Here is a 24278-nt window from a genome sequence, read left to right as displayed (position 1 = left end):
TATCTTACTGATTAAGAAGGGGAAGTCAACATTCAGCCGATAACTTCCCCTGATTTTTTTACAGCACCTGGACGATGGCGCGGGTGACGGTGTCCAGGTTGCCGTTGTTCAGCGCGGCGACGCAGATGCGGCCGGTGCCGACGGCGTAGATGCCGAATTCGTTCTTCAGGCGCTCGACCTGCTCGGCGGTCAGGCCGGAGTAGGAGAACATGCCGCGCTGCTGGGCCACGAAGCCGAAGTCACGCTTGGCGCCCAGGGCGGCCAGTTGTTCGACCATGGCCACGCGCATGGTGCGGATGCGGGTGCGCATCTCGCCCAGTTCTTCTTCCCAGACGGCACGCAGTTCCGGGCTGTTCAGCACGGCGGCGACGACGCTGGCGCCGTGGGTCGGCGGGTTGGAGTAGTTGGTGCGGATCACGCGCTTGACCTGGGACAGGACGCGGGCGGACTCCTCGCGGCTGTTGGTCACGACCGACAGGGCGCCAACGCGCTCGCCGTACAGCGAGAACGATTTGGAGAAGGAGCTGGAGACGAAGAAGTTCAGGCCCGACTTGGCGAACAGGCGCACGGCGGAGGCGTCTTCGTCGATGCCGTCACCGAAGCCCTGGTAGGCGATGTCGAGGAACGGTACGTGGCCCTTGGCCTTGAGCACGTCCAGCACCTGCTTCCAGTCGTCCATGGTCAGGTCGACGCCCGTCGGGTTATGGCAACAAGCGTGCAGAACCACGATCGATTGGGAAGGCAGGGCGTTCAGGTCTTCCAGCAGGCCGGCACGGTTGACGCCATGGGTGGCGGCGTCGTAGTAGCGGTAGTTCTGCACCGGGAAGCCGGCGGACTCGAACAGGGCGCGGTGGTTTTCCCAGCTCGGGTCGCTGATGGCGACGGTGGCGTTGGGCAGCAGGCGCTTGAGGAAGTCGGCGCCGGTCTTCAGGGCGCCGGTACCACCGACGGCCTGGGTGGTGACCACGCGGCCTTCGGCCAGCAGTTCCGAGTCAGCGCCGAATAGCAGCTTCTGCACGCCCGAATCGTAGGCGGCGATGCCTTCGATCGGCAGGTAGCCGCGCGGAGCATGGGCCTCGATGCGGGCTTTCTCCGCGGCCTGCACGGCGCGCAGCAACGGGAGGCGGCCTTCCTCGTTGTAGTAAACGCCTACGCCCAGGTTGATCTTGCCCGGACGGGTATCGGCGTTGAAAGCTTCGTTCAGGCCCAGGATCGGGTCACGGGGGGCCATTTCGACAGCGGAGAACAGACTCATGTTGGCAGCAGCTCTAAGGCGGGAGTGAAGTGCAATTGCAACCCACCCGCTCACGGCGCTGGGGGTTGCGTCGACGGGCCGGTATTATATAGGCCTCTATGGCAGGCGGCGAGTTGTCGCGCATGCTTTTCGACTGGTATGACGCTTTGGCGACCGAAGCGTCACACGCAAAAGCGAGGTTCCCATGTCGATTTTTCAGCTGGATTCGCGATTCGAGCCCGCCGGTGACCAGCCCGAAGCCATCCGACAGATGGTGGAAGGCCTGGAAGCGGGTCTGTCGCACCAGACGCTGTTGGGGGTGACCGGCTCCGGCAAGACCTTCAGCATCGCCAACGTCATTTCCCAGGTGCAGCGCCCGACCATGGTGCTGGCGCCGAACAAGACGCTGGCCGCGCAACTCTACGGCGAATTCAAGACCTTCTTCCCCAACAACGCCGTCGAGTACTTCGTCTCCTACTACGACTACTACCAGCCCGAGGCCTATGTGCCGTCCTCGGACACGTACATCGAGAAGGATTCCTCGATCAACGACCACATCGAGCAGATGCGGCTGTCGGCGACCAAGGCGCTGCTGGAGCGCAAGGACGCCATCATCGTCTGCACCGTGTCGTCGATCTACGGCCTGGGCGACCCGGCGTCCTACCTGAAGATGGTTCTGCACCTGGATCGCGGCGACAAGATGGACCAGCGCGAGCTGCTGCGCCGCCTGACCAGCCTGCAATACACCCGCAACGACATGGACTTCGCCCGCGCGACCTTCCGCGTGCGGGGCGACGTGATCGATATCTTCCCCGCTGAATCGGACCTGGAGGCCATTCGCGTCGAGCTGTTCGACGATGAGGTGGAGAACATCGCCGCCTTCGATCCGCTGACCGGCGAGGTGCTCACCAAGCTGCCGCGCTTCACCTTCTACCCCAAGAGCCACTACGTCACCCCGCGGGAGACGCTGCTGGAGGCGGTGGAGCAGATCAAGGAAGAGCTGAAGGTGCGCCTGGACTACCTGCGCACCAACAACAAGCTGGTGGAGGCGCAGCGCCTGGAACAGCGCACCCGTTTCGACCTGGAGATGATCCTCGAACTGGGCTACTGCAACGGCATCGAGAACTACTCGCGCTACCTCTCCGGGCGCGGTCCCGGCGAGCCGCCGCCGACGCTGTACGACTACCTGCCGGACAACGCCCTGCTGGTGATCGACGAATCCCACGTCAGCGTTCCCCAGGTCGGCGCCATGTACAAGGGCGACCGCTCGCGCAAGGAAACTCTGGTGGAGTACGGCTTCCGCCTGCCGTCGGCGCTGGACAACCGCCCGCTGCGCTTCGAGGAGTGGGAGGCGATCAGCCCGCAGACCATCTTCGTCTCGGCGACGCCCGGGCCCTATGAGGACCAGCACGCCGGCCGGGTGATCGAACAGGTGGTGCGGCCCACCGGCCTGGTCGACCCGGAAGTGGAAATCCGCTCGGCAACGACCCAGGTGGACGACCTGCTCTCGGAAATCAACCGTCGCGTGGCCCAGGACCAGCGCGTGCTGGTCACCACCCTGACCAAGCGCATGGCCGAGGACCTCACCGACTACCTGGGCGACCACGACGTGCGCGTGCGCTACCTGCACTCGGACATCGACACCGTGGAGCGGGTGGAAATCATCCGCGACCTGCGCCTGGGCAAGTTCGACGTGCTGGTTGGCATCAACCTGCTGCGCGAGGGCCTGGACATGCCGGAAGTGGCGCTGGTGGCGATCCTCGATGCCGACAAGGAAGGCTTCCTGCGCTCCGAGCGCTCGCTGATCCAGACCATCGGCCGCGCCGCGCGCAACCTGCACGGCAAGGCGATTCTCTACGCCGACAGCATCACCGGCTCGATGCAGCGGGCGATCAACGAGACCGAGCGGCGCCGTACCAAGCAGCTGGAGTTCAACGCCAAGCACGGCATCGTGCCCAAGGGCGTGAAGAAGGACATCAAGGACATCCTCGAAGGTGCCGTGGTGCCGGGCGCCAAGGGCAAGCGGCGCAGCCTGGCGAAGGTGGCGGAGGAGAGCGGCAAGTACGAGAACGAACTGCGCACGCCGGACGAGATCGGCAAGCGCATCAAGCAGCTCGAGGAGCGCATGTACCAGCTGGCCCGCGACCTGGAGTTCGAGGCCGCGGCCGGCGTGCGCGACGAGATCGGCAAGCTGCGTGATCGGATGGTGTCGATGGGGTGAGTGGCAGCGCCGCTCAAATGGCTCTTCGTAGGAGCGAGCTTGCTCGCGAACCACTGAGCACCCTGGGATTCCGGCGGGAAGCGGGTTCGCGAGCAAGCTCGCTCTTACGCAGGGTGGCGTAGTGCGGGGCGGTCAGTGCGCCCCGGCTCCCGCCCCAGCCCCCATGCCCGCCGGCAGCGGGCGCGTCAGCAGCACCGCCACCATGCTCACCGCCAGCACGATGCCGATGGCATGGAAGGCGTCGTTGTAGGCCATGATCGCCGCCTGCTGGTGGACGATCTCGCTGATCTTGCCCAGCGCCGCCTGCTGCGTGCCGAGTTGCGATGTCAGCTGCGCCAGGCGCTCGTCAACGGCGCCGTTGACCGGCACCACTGCTTCGCGCAGGTAGTCGTAATAGACCTTGGCGCGGCTATCCAGCAGCGTGGCCAGCAGGGCGATGCCGATGGCGCCGCCGAGGTTGCGCAGGATGTTGAACAGGCTGGAGGCCGAGCCCGCGTCCTGCGGTTGCAGGTAGACGGTGGCGATCAGCGAGATGGTGACCATCACCATCGGCTGCCCGAGGGCGCGCAGCAGCTGGATCTGGTTGAACTGCGGCCCGGCGAAGTCCGGGTTGAGCACGCCGGAGAAGAAGCTCGCCATGCCGAACAGGCCGAAGCCCAGGGCGCAGAGCAGGCGCGGCTCGATGATCTTCATCAGCTTGGGAATCAGCGGGATGAGGAACAGCTGCGGCACGCCCATCCACATGATCACCTCGCCGATCTGCATCGCGTTGTAACCCTGGATCTGCGCGAGATACAGCGGCAGCACGTAGATCGAACCGTAGAGCCCCATGCCCAGGCCGATGCTGGAAATGCTCGACAGGCCGAAGTTGCGGTTGCGCAGGATGCCTAAGTTGATCAGCGGGTTGGGCCGCGAGGTCTGCAGGATCACGAAGAGGATCAGGCTGACCAGCGCGATGCTGCCCAGGCTGACGATCAGGTTCGATTCCAGCCAGTCCTTGCGGTGGCCTTCCTCGAGGAAGACCTGCAGGCAGCCCAGGCCGATGGCCATGGTGACGATGCCGGCGTAGTCGGTGCTTTTCAGCAGCTCCCAGTGCGCCGGCTTCTTTTCCAGGCCGTAGAGCAGCCCCGCGATCATCAGCAGGCCCGGCGGAATGTTGATGTAGAAGATGTATTCCCAGCCGAAGTTCTCCGTCAGCCAGCCGCCCAGGGTCGGGCCGATGGAGGGCGCGAAGGTGGCGGTGATGGCGAACAGCGCCATGCCCTTGGGGCGGTGGTGCTCCGGCAGCTTGATCAGCGCCAGGGTGAACGCCAGGGGGATCAGCGCCCCGCCGGTGAAGCCCTGCATGGCGCGGAACACGATCATGCTCTCCAGGTTCCAGGCGAACGAGCAGAGCAGCGAGGAGAACAGGAAGCCGACGGAGATCATCCACGCCAGGCGGCGCGCGGAGAGCAGCTGCACCAGCCAGGCGGTGAGCGGGATCATGATGATCTCGGCCACCAGGTAGGAGGTGGAGATCCACGAACCTTCCTCCAGGGTGGCGGCCAGCGCGCCCTGGATGTCCTTGAGCGAGGAGTTGGTGATCTGGATGTCGAGCACCGCCATGAACGCGCCGAGCATGGCGCTGAACACGGCGATCCAGTCGCGGCGGGTCGGTTCGCCGACCGGCCGGATCAGTTGGTCACCGGCCACCCAGCTCGACCTCTGCCTCGACGGACATGCCCGGGCGGATCAGCCCCTTGAGCGGGTTGTCGTCGGCGAAGGTGATCTTGACCGGAATGCGCTGCACCACCTTGGTGAAGTTGCCGGTGGCGTTGTCCGGCGGCAGCAGGCTGAACTGCGCGCCGGAGGCGGCGAACAGGCTCTGCACCTGGCCTTCGATGGGATGGTCGGGGAAGGAGTCGAACACCAGCTTGGCGCTCTGGCCGGGGCGCATCTTGCCGATCTGGGTTTCCTTGAAGTTGGCCTGGACCCAGATGCCGTCGTCCGGCACCAGCGACAGCAGTTGGCTGCCCACCTGCACGTACTGGCCGACGCGGGCGCCGCGCTGGCCCACCAGGCCGCTGACCGGCGCATGGATTTCGGTACGGGCGAGGTTGATCTCGGCCTGGGTGATGTCGGCGCGGGCGCTTTCGATCTGCGCCTGCAGGCGCTGCACGTCGGTGGCGAGGGTTTCGCGCTGCACGCGCTGGGCCTGCAGGTCCGCCTGGGCCTTGGCGACCTGGGAGCGGGCGACATTGGAGTCGGCGGCCAGGGTGGTCACGCGTTCTTCCGACACGTAGCCGGGCTTGCGCAGGGCCTGGGCGCGGCCGAGGTCGACCTCGGTTCGGCCGAGGGTGGCCTGGCTGGCGTTCACGTCGGCCGCGCTGGCGGCGATCATGCTGGTCTGGCCCTTGAGCTTGCTGCGCGCCTGCTCCAGTTCCGCCTCGCGGGTGGCCAAGGTGGCCTTGGCGCGGTCGAGGGCGAGCTGGAAGTCGGCGGCTTCGAGCTTGACCAGCAACTGGCCCTTCTCGACGTGCTGGTTGTCCTGTACCAGCACCTCCTCGACGCGGGCACCGAGTTGGCTGGCGATACGGGTGATCTCCCCCTGCACGTAGGCGTTGTCGGTGCTCTCGACGAAGCGGCCGATGAAGTACCAGCGCGCCAGGAAGGCGAGGGCGACCACGGCGAGGATGACGAAGAACACGGACAGGCGGCGTTTCAATTGTGCGGGCATAGGTAAACGAGCGTTTGGTTGGCCAAAAAATGTTTGCCAATGTAACAGTGTTCCGTGGCGGCACGTAGCCGCTACACTTCGGAAACTTTGTTGCTTATAGGGAACAATCATGGGGCTGGATGATGCGCTGATCTTCACCCGCGTGGTGGAGCTGCACAGTTTCACCCAGGCCGCGCACAGCCTCGGGATGCAGAAGTCCACGGTGAGCCGGCGTATTGCTCTGCTGGAAGAGCGCCTGGGCGTGCGCCTGATCAACCGCACCACCCGCAAGCTGCGCCTGACCGAGGTGGGCCAGGCCTATTACGATCGCTGCCGGCAGATCATGCATGACTTCGCCGAGGCGGAGCAGGCGGTGATGCAACTGCAGCAGGCGCCGTCGGGATTGTTGCGCATCAGCGCGCCCATCGAGTTCGGCCAGATGTACCTGGCCAAGGTGCTGGGCGACTTCATGAACCTGTATCCGCAGATCACCGCGGAGGTCGAGCTGACCTCGCGAAACGTCGATCCGCTGGAGGAGGGCGTGGATATCGTCATCATGGTCGGCCAGCCGGAGGACTCCACCCTGATCGCCCGGCGCATGCTGACCACCAATCGCTGCCTGTGCGCCAGCCCGGACTACCTGGAGCTGCACGGCCGGCCGCAGACCGTCGATGAGCTGGCGGGCCACCGCGCCGTGTTGCTGCAGGCCGACTCCCAACGCTACTGGCCGCTGCGCGGGGAAACCGTGCCGTGCCACCGGGTGCTGTCGTGCAACAACATCACCTTCGCCCGCGAAGCCGTGCTGGCCGGGGTGGGCATTGCCTCGCTGCCGGAGCTGATCGTCGACGAGCAACTGGCCAGCGGCCGCCTGGTGCGCGTGTTGCCGCAGATCCAGCTGCCGGTGGGCGAGCTGTACGCCGTCTATCCGTCGCGGCGCTTCCAGGCGATGAAAGTGAAGGCGTTCCTCGACTTCCTGATCCACAACCTGCCCATCGATCCCGGTCGCTGGCTGGAGCCGAAGGCGGCCCGCCTGATACCATCGCACCCATGAGCGCGCGCGCCGTCGCGCGCTGTCCGCTTCACACGAAGAATTGCTGCACACGAGAGCCTTCATGACCACAGTCCGCACCCGTATCGCGCCGTCTCCCACCGGCGACCCGCACGTCGGCACCGCGTATATCGCGCTGTTCAACCTCTGCTTCGCCCGCCAGCACGGCGGTCAGTTCATTCTGCGCATCGAGGACACCGACCAGGTGCGTTCGACCCGCGAATCGGAACAGCAGATCTTCGACGCACTGCGCTGGCTGGGTATCGAGTGGGACGAGGGCCCGGACGTCGGCGGCCCGCACGGCCCGTACCGGCAGAGCGAGCGCGGCGCCATCTATAAGCAGTACAGCGACGAACTGGTCGAAAAAGGCCACGCCTTCCCCTGCTTCTGTTCCGCCGAGCGCCTTGATGCGGTGCGTGCCGAGCAGCAGGCGCGCAAGGAAACCCCGCGCTACGACGGCCATTGCATGCACATCCCGAAAGAGGAGTCGGCCAAGCGCATCGCCGCCGGCGAATCCCACGTGGTGCGCATGAAGGTGCCGACCGAGGGCGTCTGCGTGGTGCCGGACATGCTCCGTGGCGACGTGGAAATCCCGTGGGACCGCATGGACATGCAGGTGCTGATGAAGGCCGACGGCCTGCCCACCTACTTCCTGGCCAACGTGGTCGACGACCACCTGATGGGCATCACCCACGTGCTGCGCGGCGAAGAGTGGCTGCCCTCGGCGCCCAAGCTGATCAAGCTGTACGAGTACTTCGGCTGGGAGCAGCCGGTGCTCTGCTACATGCCGCTGCTGCGCAACCCGGACAAGAGCAAGCTGTCCAAGCGCAAGAACCCCACCTCCATCACCTTCTACGAGCGCATGGGCCTGCTGCCCCAGGCGCTGCTGAACTACCTCGGCCGCATGGGCTGGTCCATGCCCGACGAGCGCGAGAAGTTCAGCCTGGCGGAGATGATCGAGCACTTCGACCTGTCCCGCGTGTCGCTGGGCGGCCCGATCTTCGACATCGAGAAACTCTCCTGGCTGAACGGCCAGTGGATTCGCGAGCTGTCCGTCGAGGACTTCGCCAAGGAAGTGCAGAAGTGGGCGCTCAATCCCGAGTACCTGATGAAGATCGCCCCGCACGTGCAAGGCCGCGTGGAGAACTTCAGCCAGATCGCCCCGCTGGCCGGCTTCTTCTTCAGTGGCGGCGTGCCGCTGGACGCCAAGCTGTTCGAGCACAAGAAGCTCGACGCCACCCAGGTGCGCCAGGTGCTGCAGCTGGTGCTGTGGAAGCTCGAAGCGCTGCGCCAGTGGGAAAAGGAGCGCATCACCGCGACCATCCAGGCCGTGGCCGAACACCTGGGCCTGAAGCTGCGTGACGTGATGCCGCTGATGTTCCCGGCCATTACCGGCCAGGCCAGCTCGGTGTCGGTGCTCGACGCCATGGAAATCCTCGGCGCCGACCTGTCGCGCTATCGCCTGCGCCAGGCCCTGGAGCTGCTGGGCGGGGCGTCGAAGAAAGAAGCCAAGGAGTGGGAAAAGATTCGCGACGCCATCGGCTCCTGAGTTCTTTCCTACAATGAAAAGGCCGGGCGCTGCGAAGCTCCCGGCCTTTTTTGTGCCCGTATCGACGGTTATGGCCGAGCCGGGGGAGGGCGGGGAAGCCGCGCAGTCAGCCGCGCGGAAACCGGAGCGGTCACATAAGTGATTGTTCTGTGGGAGAAAAAAATAAGAAATCTGAAAAAATGTTGTTGACAGGGGTTCGCCTCGCCCCTAAGATGCGCCCCGTTCCTGCGACGAACTGAACTGACAGAGCGAAGCGGAACGGTAGATCCAGCGGTACTTTGGGGCTATAGCTCAGCTGGGAGAGCGCTTGCATGGCATGCAAGAGGTCGACGGTTCGATCCCGTCTAGCTCCACCAAATTACCAGTAAGCTTCGTTTGTCCGAACGAAGCCGAAATCGAAGGTTTTGCGTCCCCTTCGTCTAGTGGCCTAGGACACCGCCCTTTCACGGCGGTAACAGGGGTTCGAGTCCCCTAGGGGACGCCACTATCCAGCGACGATGCGTTCGCGTCGTCAGCCAGAGTCATCTGGGGCTATAGCTCAGCTGGGAGAGCGCTTGCATGGCATGCAAGAGGTCGACGGTTCGATCCCGTCTAGCTCCACCAAATTCCCAAACGGGATGAAGCCAGAATCCACCGCCTGGTGGGTTTATTCGAAGGATATGTCCCCTTCGTCTAGTGGCCTAGGACACCGCCCTTTCACGGCGGTAACAGGGGTTCGAGTCCCCTAGGGGACGCCATTTTTATCGCTCTGCGATGCCTATAGGGCCACTGAGACTTTCAGTGGCCCTTTTGTTTTTTCCCCTTTCGAAAAATTGTCCTCCGACCAATGGTCGCGGTTTCCGCTTGCCGATTTTTATTATGAGAATAATATTCTCACCATAATATTTTGTCCGAGCCGGAGGTCCGCCATGAGTGACAAGAAAGCCCAGACCCGCGAACGCATCCTGTCTGCCGCGACCAGCGCGCTGCTGCAGCACGGCCCGGTCAGCCCCAGCGTGGGAGAGGTGATGTCGGCGGCGGGGCTGACGGTGGGCGGCTTCTATTCGCACTTCGAGAGCAAGGACGCGCTGATGCTGGAGGCCTTCCGCCAGTTGCTCGCCAAGCGCCGCGAAGGGCTCAAGCGTTTCGATCCGCGGTTGAGCTTCGCCGAACGCCGCGCGCTGACGGCGCAGTTCTACCTCTCGCGCAAGCACCGCGATACCGAGGAGGAGGGTTGCCCCATCCCCAGCTCGCTGAACGAGCTGGCCAACCTGCCGGAAGCGTTCCGCCAGACCCTGGAAGAGCACGTGGAGCTGATGGTGGCGGCGCTGGCCGGCCGTCCCGAGGAAATCGACACCGTGCTCAGCGACATGGCCTTGATGGTGGGTGGATTGGCGCTGGCCCGTGCCCTGGGCAATGGCGACCTGTCCGATCGTGTCCTGCGCGCCGCGAAGAAAGCGGTGATCTGAGGAGGTACGGAAAATGAGCAGTCTGAGCTGGGTTCGAGCCATCAACGCCACCCTCGGCCGCGTTGCGCCGACATGGGCGGCGCGACGCATGCAGGAGCTGTTCGTGACGCCCAACCAGCATGCCCCGCGCGACTGGGAGCTGCCGCTGCTGGCCAGCTCCGAGCGCGTCACCCTGCGCTTCGGCTTGTCCGCGCTGCGCTGGGGAGAGGGGCCGGCCGTGCTGCTCATGCACGGCTGGGAGGGGCGCCCGACCCAGTTCGCGGCCCTGATCGAGAAACTGGTGGGCGCCGGTTACGGCGTGATTGCCCTCGACGGGCCGGGGCATGGTCGCTCGCCCGGCCGCGACGCGGATCTCGTGCTGTTCGCCCGTGCGCTGCTGGAGGCGGCCGGCGAGTTGCCCCCGCTGCGCGCCGTGATCGGCCATTCCATGGGTGGCGCCAGTGCGCTGCTGGCGACCCAGATGGGCTTGCGCACCGAAACGCTGGTGACGATCGGTGCGCCGAGCAACGTGCTCGGTGTGCTGCGCGGCTTCGCCAGAATGGTCGGCTTGCCGGCCGAGGCCCGTTCGCGCTTCATCCGTATGATCGAAGGGCGCACCGGCATCGCGGCCAAGCAGCTGGACGTCGCGCGCTACCGCCTGGACATGCCCGGGCTGGTCGTGCACGCCGCCGATGACCGCTACGTGCGGGCCAGCGAAGCCGAGGCGATTCACCAGGCCTGGCCAGGCAGCCGCCTGCTGCACCTGCCCGACGGCGGCCATCACCGTGTGCTGGCGGATGCGCGGGTAACCGATGCGATTCTGGAGCTGCTGGAGGGCGTGGAAATGCCGTTGCCCCTGGCGTTGGCGTCCTGAGCTATTCACCAGTGTGATAACGGCGGCTACACGCCGCCGTTTTCGTTCCATGATGGCCCCTTGCGGGTCGTCAGGCCCGGTAGCCTGGCGTAGACTTTCGAGCATTTCCGGCCGCCCCGGCCTGGGCGCGAGGTCTTGCGCACGCGGGTGGTCGACTGGGGGATTGCATGAGTATGTCTACCGATTGGGTGCTGCAGCAGGCGCGCCCGGTCATGCCGGTGCTGGTGATCGACGAGGTGGCGCTGGCCGGTGACCTGGCCCGTGCCCTGTACGACGGTGGTGTCCGGGTGCTGGAAGTGACCCTGCGCACGCCGCAGGCGCTGGACGCGGTGGCCGAGATTCGCCGCGAGCTGCCGGAGATGATCGTCGGCGCCGGTACGCTGATCCACACCGAGCAGTTCCAGGAGGCCCGCGACGCCGGCGCGCAGTTCGCTGCCAGCCCGGGCTGCACGCCGCGCCTGGTGGCGGCGGCGGAAGACGCCAAGATGCCGTTCCTGCCGGGGGTGATGACGCCCTCCGAAGTGCTGGTGGCGCTGGAGTATGGCTACCGCTCGCTGAAGTTGTTCCCCGCCGACGGCAACGCCGCGATCAAGATGCTCAAGAGCCTGAAGGCGCCCTTCGCCGGCATCCGCTTCTGCCCGACTGGCGGCATCACCCAGGAGAACCTCCTCAACGTCCTGCGCCTGCCCAACGTTGCCTGCGTCGGCGGCACCTGGATCGCGCCGCCGAGCCTGGTTCGCGCCCGCGCCTGGGACCAGATCACCCAACTGGCCGCCGAGGCGATCACGCTGGCCGCAAGCCTGGAGCACGCCTCATGAGCTGGCAGTTGCCCGATCCGTTCGTCATCGACATCGAGGTCAAGCCCGAGGACATCGACGGCCTCGGCCATGCCAACAACGCGGTCTACGTCAGCTGGCTGGAGCGCTGCGCCTGGCGCCACTCCCAGAGCCTGGGGCTGGACCTGGCCGAGTACCGCCGGCTGGACCGCGCCATGGCCGTGGTGCGCCATGAGGTGGACTACCTGGCCGCCGCCTACGAAGGCGACCAGTTGCAACTGGCGACCTGGATCGTGCAGTCCGACCAGCGCCTGAAGATGACCCGGCACTTCCAGCTGGTACGCCCGGACGATGCCCTGACCCTGCTGCGCGCGCAGACCACCTTCGTCTGCATCGAACTGTCCAGCGGCAAGCCCAAGCGCATGCCGGTGGAATTCATCGAAGGCTACGGCCGCGCCCTGCTTGCCCCGGAGGCCGTGGCCGCCGGCGCGTGATCCGTCGTGCCGCGCTTTTCCCGGCGCGGCGCATTCCCTACAATCCGCGGCCTTCGCCATTGCCCGAGATTCTCCCGTGCAGATCGCCCTGGCCCCGATGGAGGGGCTGGTAGATGACATCCTGCGCGATGTGCTGACCCGCGTCGGCGGCATCGACTGGTGCGTCACCGAGTTCATCCGCATCAACGACCGCCTGCTGCCGCCGGCGTCGTTCCTCGCGCTCGCTCCGGAACTGGCGCACGGCAGCCGCACCCGCGCCGGCGTACCGATGCGCGTGCAACTGCTCGGCTCCGACCCGCAGCTGCTGGCGGAAAACGCCGTGCAGGCCTGCGAGCTGGGTGCGCCGGTGATCGATCTGAACTTCGGCTGCCCGGCCAAGACGGTGAACCGCTCCCGTGGTGGCGCGGTGCTGCTCAAAGAGCCCGAGCTGATGTTCCGCATCATCGAGGCGGTGCGCCGCGCGGTGCCGGCGCACATTCCGGTGACTTCGAAGATGCGCCTGGGCTACGACAGCCCCGACGGCGCCATCGATTGCGCCCGTGCCCTGGCCGACGGCGGCTCCGCCCATGTGGTCGTCCACGCGCGGACCAAGGCCGACGGGTACAAGCCGCCGGCGCACTGGGAGTGGGTGGCGAAGGTCGCCGACGCGGTGAAGGTGCCGGTGTTCGCCAATGGCGAGGTGTGGACCCTGGAGGACTACCAGCGCTGTCGCTCCATCAGCGGCGTGGCCGACATCATGCTCGGCCGCGGGCTGGTCTCCCGCCCGGACCTCGCCCGGCAGATCGCCGCCTGGCGTGATGGCCGTGACGTCGTGCCGATGCCGTGGTCCGAGGTGCGTGTGCTGCTCGACGATTTCTGGCGCCAGGCCCGGTGCAAGCTGGCGCCACGTTACGCGCCGGGGCGCCTGAAGCAGTGGCTGGGCATGCTCACCCGCAGCTATCCCGAAGCGGTGGAACTGTTCGCCCTGGTGCGCCGCGAGCATGACTGCGACGTGCTGGACCGGGTGCTGCAGGTCGAGATCGAAGTCGCCGCCTGACTCCGTACTGCTCTTCGTAGGAGCGAGCTTGCTCGCGAACCGCCCAACACCAATGCATCGGGATAGACCGCGTTCGCGAGCAAGCTCGCTCCTACAAAAGCGTGCGTCACGATTTTGAATCAGCGCCCGCCACTGACATCGATGAATCCACCCGTGCTGTAGCTGGACTCATCCGAGGCGAGGAACAGAATCGCCCGCGCCACTTCCTCCGCCTCGCCACCCCGGCCCAGGGGGATGGCCGACTGCAGGCGCTCCACGCGCCCCGGCTCGCCGCCGCTTGCATGGATGTCGGTCTTGATCAGCCCCGGGCGCACGGCGTTCACGCGGATGCCGTCGGCCGCCACTTCCTTGGCCAGGCCGATGGTCAGGCTGTCCACCGCACCTTTGGCGGCGGCGTAGTCGATGTACTCGTTGGGCGAACCCAGGCGCGAGGCCATGGAGGACACGTTGACGATGCTTCCGCCCCTGCCGCCATGCCTGCGCGCCATGCGTTTCACCGCCTCCCGGCAGCAGAGGAAGGTGCCGGTCACGTTCACCGCGAACACCCGTTGCAGCCGCGCCACGTCCATTTCTTCCAGGCGCATCTGGCGTTCCAGAATGCCGGCATTGTTCACCAGCACATCGAGGCGGCCGAAGGCGTCGTGTACGTCGCCGAACAGCCGCAGCACCTCGTCTTCATCGGCAACGTCGGCGGCGAAGGCGCGAGCCTCGCCACCCGACGCCGTGATCCGCGCGACCAGCGCCTGGGCCGTGTCCCGCTCGCGGCGGTAGTTGAGCGCCACGGCGAAGCCGCGCTCGGCGGCGAGCAGGGCGGTAGCGGCGCCGATGCCGCGACTGGCGCCGGTGATCAGCATGACCTTCTTCACGGGGAAATCCTTTTTTCGCAGGTGGGCTTGAAACGGATTCTGCCGTCCCTATCTATGTCCCTGCGGGAGGCCGAAGACGGGTCCCGCACCGGAGTTCTGACATCAGGCTCCAGATCATACCTTGCTGAAATATTCAGGAGATTCGCCATGAGCAACGTCCTTTCCCTCGCCCCGCTGTTCCGCCAGTCCGTTGGCTTCGATCGTTTCAACGATCTGTTCGAGTCCGCCCTGCGCAGTGAAAGCGGCAGTTCCTACCCGCCCTACAACGTCGAGAAGCATGGTGACGACCAGTACCGCATCGTCATCGCCGCCGCCGGCCTGCAGGAAGAAGACCTGGAACTGCAAGTGGAGCGCGGCGTGCTGACCGTCAACGGCGGCAAGCGCGAAAAGGCTTCCGATAGCGTCACCTACCTGCACCAGGGCATCGCCCAGCGCGCCTTCAAGCTGTCGTTCCGCCTCGCCGACCATATCGAGGTCCAGGGCGCATCGCTGAAGAACGGCCTGCTCAGCGTCGAGCTGGTGCGCATCGTTCCGGAAGAAGCCAAGCCCAAGCGGATTGCCATCAACGGCCAGAACCCGGCCATCGAAGGCTGAGCAGCGCCCCGGCGCTAGCTGCGCCGCCGCTGCATGGCAAAACGCCCGTCTCGGAAGAGACGGGCGTTTTCGTTGGTGCTCGGAAATGCGGCCCGCGCAGTAGCGGGCCTCAGGTCGCCTGCTGGCTGTCGCGGCGGGGCAGCAGGGCGATGAATTCCTCCAGCGGCACCGGCCGGCCGAACAGGTAGCCCTGGTACAGGTGGCAGCCCTGTTCGGTCAGCAGCGCCAGTTGCTCCGGCGTTTCCACCCCTTCGGCCACCAGCTCCAGGCCGAGGCTCTGGCCCATGGCGATGATGGCGCGGACGATTTCCGCGTCGTTGCTGTTGCTGGGCGCGTCCCGCACGAAGCTCTGGTCGATCTTCAGGCTGTCCACCGGCAGGCGCTTCAGGTACGTCAGCGAGGAATAGCCGGTGCCGAAATCGTCCATGGCGAACTGCACGCCGGCTTCGCGCAGGCGCTCCATGCGCGCGATGGTGTCGTCCAGTTGCTGGATCACGATGCCCTCGGTGATCTCCAGCTTCAGCAGGCTGGGCGGCAACTTGACCTTGTGCAGCACGCTGAGCAGGCGCTCGACGAAATCGCCCTGGCGGAACTGCCGCGGGCTGATGTTCACGCTCAGGCTGAAGTTGTCGACATCGATACGGCCCTCGGCGAGCAGTTGCGCGCCGGTGCGGCAGGCTTCCTCGATGACCCACTGGCCGACCTCGACGATCAGCCCGCTGTCCTCCAGGACGCGGATGAAGCTGGCCGGCGATTGCGGGCCGCGCGTCGGGTGGTGCCAGCGCAGCAGCGCCTCGGCGCCGACGATGCGCGAATCACGGGCGTCCACCTGGGGCTGGTAGTGCAGGTTGAACTCGCGGCGGGTCAGCGCCATGCGCAGGCCATTCTCCAGGCGCAGGCGTTCGATGGCCGCCTGCTGCATGGATTCGTGGAACAGCTGCACGGTATTGCGGCCGGCGTCCTTGGCGCGGTACATGGCGATGTCGGCGCGCTTGAGCAGGTCGTCCGGGGTGGCGCCGTCGTCGGGGATCAGGGCGATGCCGATGCTCGGGGTGATCTGCAGGCGGTGGCCGTCCAGCAGCATCGGCTCGGCCAGCAGGTCGCGGAGTTTTTCCGCCAGCTGGCGTACCTGCTGCGCGGTGTCCAGGCGGCTGCCCTCGATGCCGGTGAGCAGCACCACGAACTCGTCGCCGCCCAGGCGCGCCACGGTGTCTTCCTGGCGCACGCTGGCCTCCAGGCGTGCGGTGACCATCTGCAGGATGGAGTCGCCGACCGAATGCCCGAGGGAATCGTTGATGTGCTTGAAGTGGTCCAGGTCGAGGAACATCAGCGCGCCGCGCAGGCTGTGGCGCTGCAGCAGGGAGATCTGCTGCTTCAGGCGGTCCATCAGCAGGGCGCGGTTGGGCAGGTCGGTCAGGGCGTCGTGGTAGGCCAGGTGCTGGATGCGTGCCTCGGCTTCGCGCAGTTCGCTGGTGTCGCGGGCGGTGAGCAACAGGCAGTCCATGCCGCCCAGTTCGATCGGTTCCACCGACACGTCCACCGTCCGGATCGTTCCGTCGCGGTGGCGGCCGCGCATTTCCAGGTGGTGCACGAAGCCGTCGCGGTTCAGCGCGGCGATCATGTTCAGGCGTTCGTCCGGGTCGGCCCAGATGTTCATGTCCAGCGAGGTCTGCCCCAGCACTTCCTCCGGACGGTAGCCGGTGAGGCGGTGGAAGCCGTCGTTGACCTCGATGTAGCGGCCCGTCTCGCGCTCGGTGATGGTGATGGCGTCGGGGCTGGAGTGGAACGCCTTGGCGAACTTCTCCTGGCTGGCCTTGAGCGCGGCCTCGGCCTGCAGCCGGCGGGTCACGTCGCGGAAGCTGGAAAGGATGCACAGCTGGCGATCGACCCAGATCAGCCGGCTGGCGACCATGCAGGTGATGGTCCGGCCTTCGCGGGTGAGGAATTGCACCTCGACGTTCTGCAGCGAGTGGTCGCGCATTAGCTGTTCGAACAGCCGCGAGCGCTGGTGGTGGTCGGCCCAGAAGGTGACCTGGTGCGAGGAGCGGCCGATGATGTCCTCGGCTAGCCAGCCGAAGGTGCTGCAGAAGCTCGGGTTCACCTCGATGAACTCGCCGTCGCGCACGCGCGAGACGCAGATCGGGTCCGGGCTGCCCTGGAACAGGCTGGCGAATTTTTCTTCCGAAGCTTGCAGGCTGCGTTCGCGCAGCACGCGGTCGGTGATGTCGAGCAGGGTGCCGGCCATGCGCAGCGGCTTGCCCTGGGCGTCGCGGTAGAGCCGCGCACGGCTTTCCAGGTAGCGCACTTCGCCGGAGCCGAGCTGCGCGCGGTAGGTGAACTGGTAGTCGTTCTCCGGCCCGCGGGTTAGCCGGGCGTAGGCCTGGCGCATGCGCTGGCGGTCGGTCTTGTCGACGCAGGCGAAGAACTCGCCGAAGGGTCCGTGGAAATCCCGGTCAGGCAATTCGTGCAGCACGGCGGCGCGGGGCGAGCCGTAGAGCAGTCCGCTGGGGATGTGCCAGTCCCAGATGCCCAGTTGCGCGGAGTCCAGCGCGAGGTCCAGGCGTTCCTGGCTGTCACGCAGGGCGCGTTCCTGGGCGCGGGCGCGGGTGAGGTCGCGCACCGTCAGCACCAGGCAGGGGTGGCCGTCCTGTTCGATCTGGCAGCCGTAGACGCTGGCGTGGCGAACTTCGCCGGTGCGGGTCAGCAGGGTGACTTCGAAGCCGTCGATCTGCTGCTCGGCGGTGATGGTGTCGAGCATCCGCTGGCGCTCATCGAGGCTGCGCCACAGGCCGAGCTCGACCGAGGTGCGGCCCAGGGCTTCTTCGCGGCTCCAGCCGAAGCGGTCGACGAAACTGGCGTTGAGTTCGAGGAAACGGCCGCTGTCCCGGTCGGTGATGACCATGGCGTCGGGCGCGGTATGGAAGGCTTTGGCGAACTTGTCCTGGCCGTCGGTGGCGAAGGGGGGCGTGCGCGGAGGTTGGCTCATGCGGCGCTCCCCCGGCGTCTGGCAGTGCCGGCCCAGTACGGCCGGCCAAGGCGAAGTGGCGTGCGGACGGGCATTGGGGCCCCTTCTTCTAGTTCTGTCAGAACAATAGAGGTTAGGCCGCGACAGGCGCAAGCCCGGCCGCCTGGGCGTCGAGCAGGCGCATGAAGGCCCGCGCGGCGTTGGACAGGGTGCGCTCGGTATGCAGGATGTAGCCCAGCTGGCGACTGAGCTGGATGTCCTGCAGGGGCAGGCGCACGACGCTGTCGTCGAGCATGGTGCGCGGCAGGACGCTCCAGGCCAGGCCGATGGAGACCATCATCTTGATGGTCTCCATGTAGTTGGTGCTCATGCCGATGTTCGGGGTCAGGCCCTCGGCCTCGAACATGCGCCGCACGATGTGGTGGGTGAAGGTGTTGCCGCCGGGGAACACCGCCGGATGCCGCGCCACGTCGGCCAGGAATACCGGGCCCTGCACCGCCAGCGGGTGCTCGGGGGCGGCGACGAAGTCCAGCGGGTCGTCCCACACCGGCACCGCGCGCACGGGCTCGGCGGTTTCCGGAGCGAGGGTGATCACGGCCAGCTCGGCACGGCCGTGGAGAATCTCCTCGTAGGCCACTTCCGAGTCGCAGAACTGGATATCCAGCGCCACCTGCGGGTGCGCCTTGGTAAAGGCGCGCAGCAGCGGCGGCAGGCGGTGCAGGCCGATGTGGTGGCTGGTGGCCAGGACCAGCCGGCCGCTCACCTCGCCGTTGAGGTTGGTCAGGGCGCGGCGGGTGTCGTCCAGTACGCTGAGGATCTGGTAGGCGCGCGGCAGCAGGGCGCGGCCGGATTCGGTGAGGGTCACCTCGCGGCCGACGCGGTCGAACAGGCGCACGCCCAGCTGGTTTTCCAGGGCGGCGATGCGCTTGCTCACCGCCGGCTGTGTCAGGTGCAGGCGCTCGCCGGCTTCGGAGAAGCTGCCGGACTCGGCGATGGCCAGGAAGGTGTTGAGGCTGGTCAGGTCCATATCGACTCCCTGCGCTCTGGAGGCGGCGCCTGACGTTTATAACGCACCGTATTCCTTGTGGGAATCCTTTGGATAAAAAATATGAATTTGAGTTATTCGGTGCCTTTCCATAGGATCATCCCCACAAGCCCAAGGGGCATAGAAAGACGCTGATGAGGACTCTCTGATGGCCGGCAAGACGCTCTACGACAAACTCTGGGAAATGCACGAGGTGAAGCGCCGTGACGATGGTTCGTCGCTCATCTACATCGACCGCCACATCCTCCACGAAGTGACCTCGCCGCAGGCCTTCGAAGGCCTGCGCCTGGCCGGCCGCAAGCCCTGGCGCATCGATGCGAACATCGCCACCCCGGACCACAACGTGCCGACCACCCAGGCCGAGCGCAAGGGCGGCCTGCAGGCCATCGCCGACGAAGTCTCGCGCATCCAGGTCCAGACCCTGGACGAGAACTGCGATGACTTCGGCATCCTCGAATTCAAGATGAACGACGTCCGCCAGGGCATCGTTCACGTGGTCGGCCCGGAGCAGGGCGCGACCCTGCCGGGCATGACCGTGGTCTGCGGCGACTCGCACACCTCGACCCACGGCGCCTTCGGCGCGCTGGCCCACGGTATCGGCACCTCCGAGGTGGAGCACGTGCTCGCCACCCAGTGCCTGGTCGCCAAGAAGATGAAGAACATGCAGGTGCGCGTGGAGGGCAAGCTGCCCTTCGGCGTGACCGCCAAGGACATCGTCCTCGCGGTGATCGGCAAGATCGGCACCGCAGGCGGCAACGGCCATGCCCTGGAGTTCGCCGGCAGCGCCATCCGCGACCTGTCCATGGAAGGCCGCATGACCATCTGCAACATGTCCATCGAGGCGGGCGCCCGCGTCGGCATGGTGGCGTGCGACGAGAAGACCATCGAATACGTGAAAGGCCGTCCGTTCTCGCCGCAAGGCAGTGACTGGGACAAGGCCGTGGAGGCCTGGAGCGACCTGGTGTCCGACCCCGACGCGCACTTCGACACCATCGTCGAACTGCGGGCCGAGGACATCAAGCCGCAGGTCAGCTGGGGCACTTCGCCCGAGATGGTCCTCGCGGTGGACCAGAACGTGCCGGACCCGGCGGCCGAAGCCGATGCGGTCAAGCGCGACTCCATCGTCCGCGCCCTGAAATACATGGGCCTGAACGCCAACCAGGCGATCACCGATATCCAGCTGGACCGCGTATTCATCGGCTCCTGCACCAACTCGCGCATCGAAGACCTGCGCGCCGCCGCCGCCGTGGCCAAGGGCCGCAAGGTCGCCGCCACCGTGAAGCAGGCGCTGGTTGTGCCGGGCTCGGGCCTGGTGAAGGCCCAGGCCGAACAGGAAGGGCTGGACAAGATCTTCATCGAAGCCGGCTTCGAATGGCGTGAACCGGGCTGCTCCATGTGCCTGGCGATGAACCCGGACCGCCTGGAGAGCGGCGAGCATTGCGCGTCCACCTCCAACCGCAACTTCGAAGGTCGCCAGGGCGCCGGTGGCCGCACCCACCTGGTGAGCCCGGCGATGGCTGCCGCGGCAGCCGTGACCGGTCGTTTCATCGATGTACGCGAATTGATGCAGGCCTGAGGGGACCGAACATGAAAGCATTCACCCAGCACACCGGTCTCGTCGCGCCGCTCGACCGCGCCAACGTCGACACCGACCAGATCATTCCCAAGCAATTCCTCAAGTCGATCAAGCGCACCGGCTTCGGCCCGAACCTGTTCGACGAGTGGCGCTACCTCGATGTAGGCCAGCCGAACCAGGACAACTCCAAGCGTCCGCTGAACCAGGACTTCGTCCTCAACTTCCCGCGCTACCAGGGCGCCAGCGTGCTGCTGGCGCGCGAGAACTTCGGTTGCGGCTCCTCCCGCGAGCACGCGCCGTGGGCGCTGGACGAGTACGGTTTCCGCACCGTGATCGCGCCGAGCTTCGCCGACATCTTCTTCAACAACAGCTTCAAGAACGGCCTGCTGCCGATCATCCTGAAGGATGAAGAAGTCGACGAACTGTTCGCCCAGTGCGAAGCCACCGAGGGTTACCAACTGACCGTCGACCTGGCCGCGCAGACCGTGACCCGCCCGGACGGCAAAAAGTACAGCTTCGACGTGGACGCATTCCGCAAGCATTGCCTGCTCAATGGCCTGGACGACATCGGCCTGACCCTGCAGGACGCCGACGCCATCCGCAGTTTCGAAGCCGGCTACAAGCAGCGGCAGCCCTGGTTGTTCCGCGACGCCTGAGCGGCGCCGCGCCACCGAGCAAGGAGAACAGCATGACCGAGAGCCGTCACGAGCACGTGGTCCAGCGCCAGTTCGGCGCCCAGGCCAACGCTTACCTGACCAGCGCCGTACACGCCCAGGGCGAGGAATTCGCGCTGCTGCGCGAAACCGTGGCGGCTGACGCCGGCTCGCGCGTGCTGGACCTTGGCTGCGGGGCTGGGCACGTGAGCTTCCAGATCGCGGAATTTTGCGATGAAGTGATCGCCTACGACCTGTCCCAGCAGATGCTCGACGTGGTGGCCTCGGCCGCCGCCGAGCGTGGCCTGGGCAATATCTCTACCCGCTGTGGCGCCGCCGAGCAGCTGCCGTTCGAGGACGGCGAGTTCGACTTCGTCTTCAGCCGCTATTCCGCGCACCACTGGCGGGATGTCGGCCAGGCGCTGCGCGAAGTGCGCCGGGTGCTCAAGCCGGGCGGCGTGGCCTGCTTCATCGATGTCGCGGCGCCGGGCTTGCCACTGCTGGACACCTATCTGCAGACTGTCGAGGTCCTGCGCGATACCAGCCACGTGCGTGACTACTCCCCGTCGGAGTGGGCGCGTTTAGTGGGTGAGGCGGGTCTTGCGGTGACGGCCGCCAAGCGCCAGCGCCTGCGCCTGGAGTTCACTTCCTGGGTCGAGCGCATGCGCACGCCCGAGGTGATGCGCCAGGCCATTCGTGCCCTGCAGCTGTCGATGGGGGACGAGGTGCGCGAGTATTTCGAGATCGACGCCGAGGGCTCCTTCAGCACCGACGTGCTGGTGCTCTGGGCCAGTAAATAGCAGCCACAAGCTTCAAGCCGCAGGCTCCGGTCACGAGCCTGCGGCTTTTACTCTTTTCCGAAGGAAACAAGCGATGAGCAAACAGATTCTGGTTCTTCCCGGCGACGGTATCGGCCCGGAGATCATGGCCGAAGCGGTCAAGGTGCTGGAGCTGGCCAACGACAAGTTCGCCCTGGGCTTCGAACTGACCGAAGACGTGATCGGCGGCGCCGCCATCGACAAGCACGGCGTACCGCTGGCCGACGAGACCCTGGAGCGCGCGCGCAACGCCGACGCCGTGCTGCTGGGCGCCGTGGGCGGCCCGAAGTGGGACAAGATCGAACGTGACATCCGTCCCGAGCGCGGCCTGCTGAAGATCCGCTCGCAACTGGGCCTGTTCGGCAACCTGCGTCCTGCCATCCTCTATCCGCAACTGGCCGATGCCTCCAGCCTGAAGCCCGAAGTGGTCGCCGGCCTGGACATCCTCATCGTCCGCGAGCTGACCGGCGGCATCTACTTCGGCCAACCACGCGAGCAGCGCGTGCTGGAGAACGGCGAGCGCCAGGCGTATGACACCCTGCCGTACAGCGAGAGCGAAATCCGCCGCATCGCCCGTGTCGGCTTCGACATGGCCCGCGTGCGCAACAAGAAGCTGTGCTCGGTGGACAAGGCCAACGTCCTGGCCTCCAGCCAGCTGTGGCGCGAAGTGGTCGAGGAAGTCGCCAAGGACTACCCGGACATCGAGCTGTCGCACATGTACGTCGACAACGCCGCCATGCAGCTGGTGCGTGCGCCCAAGCAGTTCGACGTGATGGTCACCGACAACATGTTCGGCGACATCCTGTCGGATGAAGCTTCCATGCTCACCGGCTCCATCGGCATGCTGCCTTCTGCCTCGCTGGATTCGAACAACAAGGGCATGTACGAGCCGTGCCACGGTTCCGCCCCGGACATCGCCGGCAAGGGCATCGCCAACCCGCTGGCGACCATCCTCTCGGTCTCGATGATGCTGCGTTACACCTTCAACGAAGGCGCTGCCGCCGATGCCATCGAGAAGGCGGTCAGCCTGGTGCTCGACCAGGGCCTGCGCACCGGCGACATCTGGTCCGAAGGCTGCACCAAGGTCGGTACCCGCGAAATGGGCGATGCGGTAGTCGCGGCGCTGCGGAATCTGTAATCTCTCCGGTTCGCTCGCTCCCGGCCAGGTTCACACAGGCGGGAGCGACGGCCCTCTAAATATTTGAAGGTGTAGTAGCGATGAAGCGTGTAGGTCTGATCGGTTGGCGTGGCATGGTGGGTTCGGTGCTCATGCAGCGGATGCTGGAAGAGCGGGACTTCGACCTGATCGAGCCGGTGTTCTTCACCACCTCCAACGTGGGTGGCGAAGGTCCGTCCATTGGCAAGGACATTGCCCCCCTCAAGGACGCCTACAGCATCGAGGAACTGAAAACCCTCGACGTCATCCTGACCTGCCAGGGCGGCGACTACACCAGCGAAGTCTTCCCCAAGCTGCGCGAAGCCGGCTGGCAGGGCTACTGGATCGACGCCGCCTCCAGCCTGCGCATGCAGGATGACGCGGTCATCGTCCTCGACCCGGTGAACCGCAAGGTCATCGACAACTCGCTGGACGCCGGCACCAAGAACTACATCGGCGGCAACTGCACCGTCAGCCTGATGCTGATGGCCCTGGGCGGCCTGTTCGAAGCCGGCCTGGTCGAGTGGATGAGCGCCATGACCTACCAGGCGGCCTCGGGCGCCGGCGCGCAGAACATGCGCGAGCTGATCAAGCAGATGGGCGCCATCAACGCGTCCGTCGCCGATGACCTGGCCAACCCGTCCAGCGCCATCCTCGACATCGACCGCAAGGTCGCCGAAGCCATTCGCAGCGATGCCATGCCCACCGAGAACTTCGGTGCGCCGCTGGCCGGCAGCCTGATCCCGTGGATCGACAAGGAACTGCCCAACGGCCAGAGCCGCGAAGAGTGGAAAGGCCAGGCGGAAACCAACAAGATCCTTGGCCGCTTCAAGAACCCGATCCCGGTGGACGGCATCTGCGTGCGCATCGGCGCCATGCGCTGCCACAGCCAGGCGCTGACCATCAAGCTGAACAAGGATGTGCCGATGGCTGACATCGAAGGCCTGATCAGCCAGCACAACCCTTGGGTCAAGCTGATCCCGAACCAGCGCGAAATCAGCATGCGCGAACTGACGCCGGCCGCCGTTACCGGCACCCTGAGCGTTCCGGTCGGCCGTCTGCGCAAGCTCAACATGGGCTCGCAGTACATCGGTGCCTTCACCGTGGGCGACCAGCTGCTGTGGGGCGCCGCCGAGCCGCTGCGCCGCATGCTGCGTATCCTGCTGGAGCGTTGATCCGCCCCTTTCCGTGTTCACCACAACGCCGGCCTCGAGCCGGCGTTGTGCTTTTCGGAGCACGATAAGTTCCCTA

20 protein-coding genes and 4 tRNA genes are annotated in these 24278 nt (G+C 65.9%); 18 read left to right on the top strand and 6 right to left on the bottom strand.

Going from position 1 to position 24278, the window contains the following annotated elements:
* Positions 1 to 58: 58 nt before the first annotated feature.
* Entirely contained in the window at positions 59 to 1255 is a 1197-nt protein-coding gene (locus N0B71_RS27720; RefSeq protein ID WP_259756308.1) for an amino acid aminotransferase, read from the bottom strand.
* A gap of 184 nt (positions 1256 to 1439) precedes the next feature.
* On the opposite strand from N0B71_RS27720, the gene uvrB reads away from it, so the two are divergent.
* Positions 1440 to 3455, top strand: a complete 2016-nt coding sequence (gene uvrB / locus N0B71_RS27715; RefSeq protein WP_259756306.1) for an excinuclease ABC subunit UvrB — start codon at positions 1440 to 1442, stop codon at positions 3453 to 3455.
* A 132-nt stretch (positions 3456 to 3587) separates the two neighbouring features.
* Here uvrB and N0B71_RS27710 read toward each other — a convergent pair whose 3' ends face one another.
* Together N0B71_RS27710 and N0B71_RS27705 are read right to left on the bottom strand one after the other, a co-directional pair.
* Positions 3588 to 5087, bottom strand: coding sequence for an MDR family MFS transporter (locus N0B71_RS27710; protein ID WP_085988858.1), 1500 nt, complete (start codon positions 5085 to 5087; stop codon positions 3588 to 3590).
* A gap of 49 nt (positions 5088 to 5136) precedes the next feature.
* Positions 5137 to 6171 (bottom strand): HlyD family secretion protein, encoded by a 1035-nt coding sequence (locus tag N0B71_RS27705; RefSeq protein ID WP_259756304.1) that lies wholly within the window; start codon positions 6169 to 6171, stop codon positions 5137 to 5139.
* 109 nt (positions 6172 to 6280) lie between these two features.
* On the opposite strand from N0B71_RS27705, the gene N0B71_RS27700 reads away from it, so the two are divergent.
* The 11 genes from N0B71_RS27700 (at position 6281) to N0B71_RS27650 (ending at position 13354) form a co-directional block, all read left to right on the top strand.
* Positions 6281 to 7201 carry a LysR family transcriptional regulator gene (locus N0B71_RS27700; RefSeq protein ID WP_259756303.1) on the top strand — a complete coding sequence of 307 codons (921 nt, stop codon included), beginning with the start codon at positions 6281 to 6283 and terminating at the stop codon, positions 7199 to 7201.
* Positions 7202 to 7262: 61 nt separating this feature from the next.
* Complete coding sequence (gene gltX / locus N0B71_RS27695) at positions 7263 to 8747, top strand: glutamate--tRNA ligase (protein WP_259756302.1); 1485 nt, start codon at positions 7263 to 7265, stop codon at positions 8745 to 8747.
* Between the two features lie 280 nt (positions 8748 to 9027).
* Positions 9028 to 9103 (top strand) — tRNA-Ala (locus N0B71_RS27690).
* Positions 9104 to 9155: 52 nt separating this feature from the next.
* Positions 9156 to 9231 (top strand) — tRNA-Glu (locus N0B71_RS27685).
* Positions 9232 to 9274: 43 nt separating this feature from the next.
* A tRNA-Ala gene (locus tag N0B71_RS27680) sits at positions 9275 to 9350 on the top strand.
* 58 nt (positions 9351 to 9408) lie between these two features.
* Positions 9409 to 9484, top strand: a tRNA-Glu gene (locus tag N0B71_RS27675).
* 171 nt (positions 9485 to 9655) lie between these two features.
* A complete protein-coding gene (locus tag N0B71_RS27670; protein WP_259756300.1) occupies positions 9656 to 10195 on the top strand; it encodes a TetR/AcrR family transcriptional regulator in 540 nt (179 codons plus the stop codon).
* 13 nt (positions 10196 to 10208) lie between these two features.
* Positions 10209 to 11048: an alpha/beta fold hydrolase gene (locus N0B71_RS27665; RefSeq protein ID WP_259756299.1), complete on the top strand. Its 840-nt coding sequence runs from the start codon at positions 10209 to 10211 to the stop codon at positions 11046 to 11048.
* Positions 11049 to 11215: 167 nt separating this feature from the next.
* Entirely contained in the window at positions 11216 to 11866 is a 651-nt protein-coding gene (locus N0B71_RS27660; RefSeq protein WP_259756298.1) for a bifunctional 4-hydroxy-2-oxoglutarate aldolase/2-dehydro-3-deoxy-phosphogluconate aldolase, read from the top strand.
* On the top strand, positions 11863 to 12318 hold the full coding sequence (locus N0B71_RS27655; protein ID WP_259756297.1) for an acyl-CoA thioesterase: 456 nt from the start codon (positions 11863 to 11865) through the stop codon (positions 12316 to 12318). The genes N0B71_RS27660 and N0B71_RS27655 overlap by 4 nt, the downstream gene beginning before the upstream one ends.
* Positions 12319 to 12394: 76 nt before the next feature.
* The gene (locus N0B71_RS27650; protein ID WP_259756296.1) at positions 12395 to 13354 is read left to right on the top strand and encodes a tRNA dihydrouridine synthase; all 960 of its coding nucleotides are present in this window, start codon (positions 12395 to 12397) and stop codon (positions 13352 to 13354) included.
* A 119-nt stretch (positions 13355 to 13473) separates the two neighbouring features.
* Here N0B71_RS27650 and N0B71_RS27645 read toward each other — a convergent pair whose 3' ends face one another.
* The gene (locus N0B71_RS27645; RefSeq protein ID WP_259756294.1) at positions 13474 to 14220 is read right to left on the bottom strand and encodes an SDR family oxidoreductase; all 747 of its coding nucleotides are present in this window, start codon (positions 14218 to 14220) and stop codon (positions 13474 to 13476) included.
* 147 nt (positions 14221 to 14367) lie between these two features.
* Here N0B71_RS27645 and N0B71_RS27640 point away from each other — a divergent pair, with 147 nt between their 5' ends.
* On the top strand, positions 14368 to 14814 hold the full coding sequence (locus N0B71_RS27640; RefSeq protein ID WP_259756293.1) for an Hsp20 family protein: 447 nt from the start codon (positions 14368 to 14370) through the stop codon (positions 14812 to 14814).
* A 109-nt stretch (positions 14815 to 14923) separates the two neighbouring features.
* On the opposite strand, the gene N0B71_RS27635 is transcribed toward N0B71_RS27640, so the two are convergent.
* On the bottom strand, positions 14924 to 17800 hold the full coding sequence (locus N0B71_RS27635; protein ID WP_259756292.1) for a sensor domain-containing protein: 2877 nt from the start codon (positions 17798 to 17800) through the stop codon (positions 14924 to 14926).
* 112 nt (positions 17801 to 17912) lie between these two features.
* Complete coding sequence (locus N0B71_RS27630) at positions 17913 to 18806, bottom strand: LysR family transcriptional regulator (protein ID WP_259756290.1); 894 nt, start codon at positions 18804 to 18806, stop codon at positions 17913 to 17915.
* A gap of 166 nt (positions 18807 to 18972) precedes the next feature.
* Between N0B71_RS27630 and leuC the strand changes: the two genes are divergently transcribed.
* From leuC to asd, 5 genes are all read left to right on the top strand, one after another.
* Positions 18973 to 20400 carry a 3-isopropylmalate dehydratase large subunit gene (gene leuC / locus N0B71_RS27625; protein ID WP_259756288.1) on the top strand — a complete coding sequence of 476 codons (1428 nt, stop codon included), beginning with the start codon at positions 18973 to 18975 and terminating at the stop codon, positions 20398 to 20400.
* Positions 20401 to 20411: 11 nt separating this feature from the next.
* Positions 20412 to 21056, top strand: a complete 645-nt coding sequence (gene leuD, locus N0B71_RS27620; protein ID WP_259756286.1) for a 3-isopropylmalate dehydratase small subunit — start codon at positions 20412 to 20414, stop codon at positions 21054 to 21056.
* Positions 21057 to 21088: 32 nt separating this feature from the next.
* Positions 21089 to 21853 (top strand): class I SAM-dependent methyltransferase, encoded by a 765-nt coding sequence (locus N0B71_RS27615; RefSeq protein WP_259756285.1) that lies wholly within the window; start codon positions 21089 to 21091, stop codon positions 21851 to 21853.
* A gap of 73 nt (positions 21854 to 21926) precedes the next feature.
* Complete coding sequence (gene leuB / locus N0B71_RS27610; protein WP_259756284.1) at positions 21927 to 23009, top strand: 3-isopropylmalate dehydrogenase; 1083 nt, start codon at positions 21927 to 21929, stop codon at positions 23007 to 23009.
* Between the two features lie 80 nt (positions 23010 to 23089).
* Positions 23090 to 24202: an aspartate-semialdehyde dehydrogenase gene (gene asd, locus N0B71_RS27605; RefSeq protein ID WP_236170979.1), complete on the top strand. Its 1113-nt coding sequence runs from the start codon at positions 23090 to 23092 to the stop codon at positions 24200 to 24202.
* Positions 24203 to 24278: the final 76 nt, after the last annotated feature.

The organism is Pseudomonas sp. GCEP-101 (assembly GCF_025133575.1).
GTDB classification, from domain to species: Bacteria; Pseudomonadota; Gammaproteobacteria; order Pseudomonadales; family Pseudomonadaceae; genus Pseudomonas; species Pseudomonas nitroreducens_B.
Note: the sequence above shows the minus strand (reverse complement) of the source record. Positions and strands in the feature narration are given on the sequence as shown.

Bases quoted from the DNA above. Each gene is read 5' to 3' on its own strand.
- gltX (WP_259756302.1), top strand. From the start codon at position 7,263: ATGACCACAGTCCGCACCCGTATCGCGCCGTCTCCCACCGGCGACCCG.
- N0B71_RS27705 (WP_259756304.1), bottom strand. From the start codon at position 6,171: ATGCCCGCACAATTGAAACGCCGCCTGTCCGTGTTCTTCGTCATCCTC.
- leuB (WP_259756284.1), top strand. From the start codon at position 21,927: ATGAGCAAACAGATTCTGGTTCTTCCCGGCGACGGTATCGGCCCGGAG.
- N0B71_RS27660 (WP_259756298.1), top strand. From the start codon at position 11,216: ATGAGTATGTCTACCGATTGGGTGCTGCAGCAGGCGCGCCCGGTCATG.
- N0B71_RS27655 (WP_259756297.1), top strand. From the start codon at position 11,863: ATGAGCTGGCAGTTGCCCGATCCGTTCGTCATCGACATCGAGGTCAAG.
- uvrB (WP_259756306.1), top strand. From the start codon at position 1,440: ATGTCGATTTTTCAGCTGGATTCGCGATTCGAGCCCGCCGGTGACCAG.
- N0B71_RS27630 (WP_259756290.1), bottom strand. From the start codon at position 18,806: ATGGACCTGACCAGCCTCAACACCTTCCTGGCCATCGCCGAGTCCGGC.
- N0B71_RS27615 (WP_259756285.1), top strand. From the start codon at position 21,089: ATGACCGAGAGCCGTCACGAGCACGTGGTCCAGCGCCAGTTCGGCGCC.
- N0B71_RS27640 (WP_259756293.1), top strand. From the start codon at position 14,368: ATGAGCAACGTCCTTTCCCTCGCCCCGCTGTTCCGCCAGTCCGTTGGC.
- asd (WP_236170979.1), top strand. From the start codon at position 23,090: ATGAAGCGTGTAGGTCTGATCGGTTGGCGTGGCATGGTGGGTTCGGTG.
- leuC (WP_259756288.1), top strand. From the start codon at position 18,973: ATGGCCGGCAAGACGCTCTACGACAAACTCTGGGAAATGCACGAGGTG.
- leuD (WP_259756286.1), top strand. From the start codon at position 20,412: ATGAAAGCATTCACCCAGCACACCGGTCTCGTCGCGCCGCTCGACCGC.
- N0B71_RS27720 (WP_259756308.1), bottom strand. From the start codon at position 1,255: ATGAGTCTGTTCTCCGCTGTCGAAATGGCCCCCCGTGACCCGATCCTG.
- N0B71_RS27665 (WP_259756299.1), top strand. From the start codon at position 10,209: ATGAGCAGTCTGAGCTGGGTTCGAGCCATCAACGCCACCCTCGGCCGC.
- N0B71_RS27635 (WP_259756292.1), bottom strand. From the start codon at position 17,800: ATGAGCCAACCTCCGCGCACGCCCCCCTTCGCCACCGACGGCCAGGAC.
- N0B71_RS27670 (WP_259756300.1), top strand. From the start codon at position 9,656: ATGAGTGACAAGAAAGCCCAGACCCGCGAACGCATCCTGTCTGCCGCG.
- N0B71_RS27700 (WP_259756303.1), top strand. From the start codon at position 6,281: ATGGGGCTGGATGATGCGCTGATCTTCACCCGCGTGGTGGAGCTGCAC.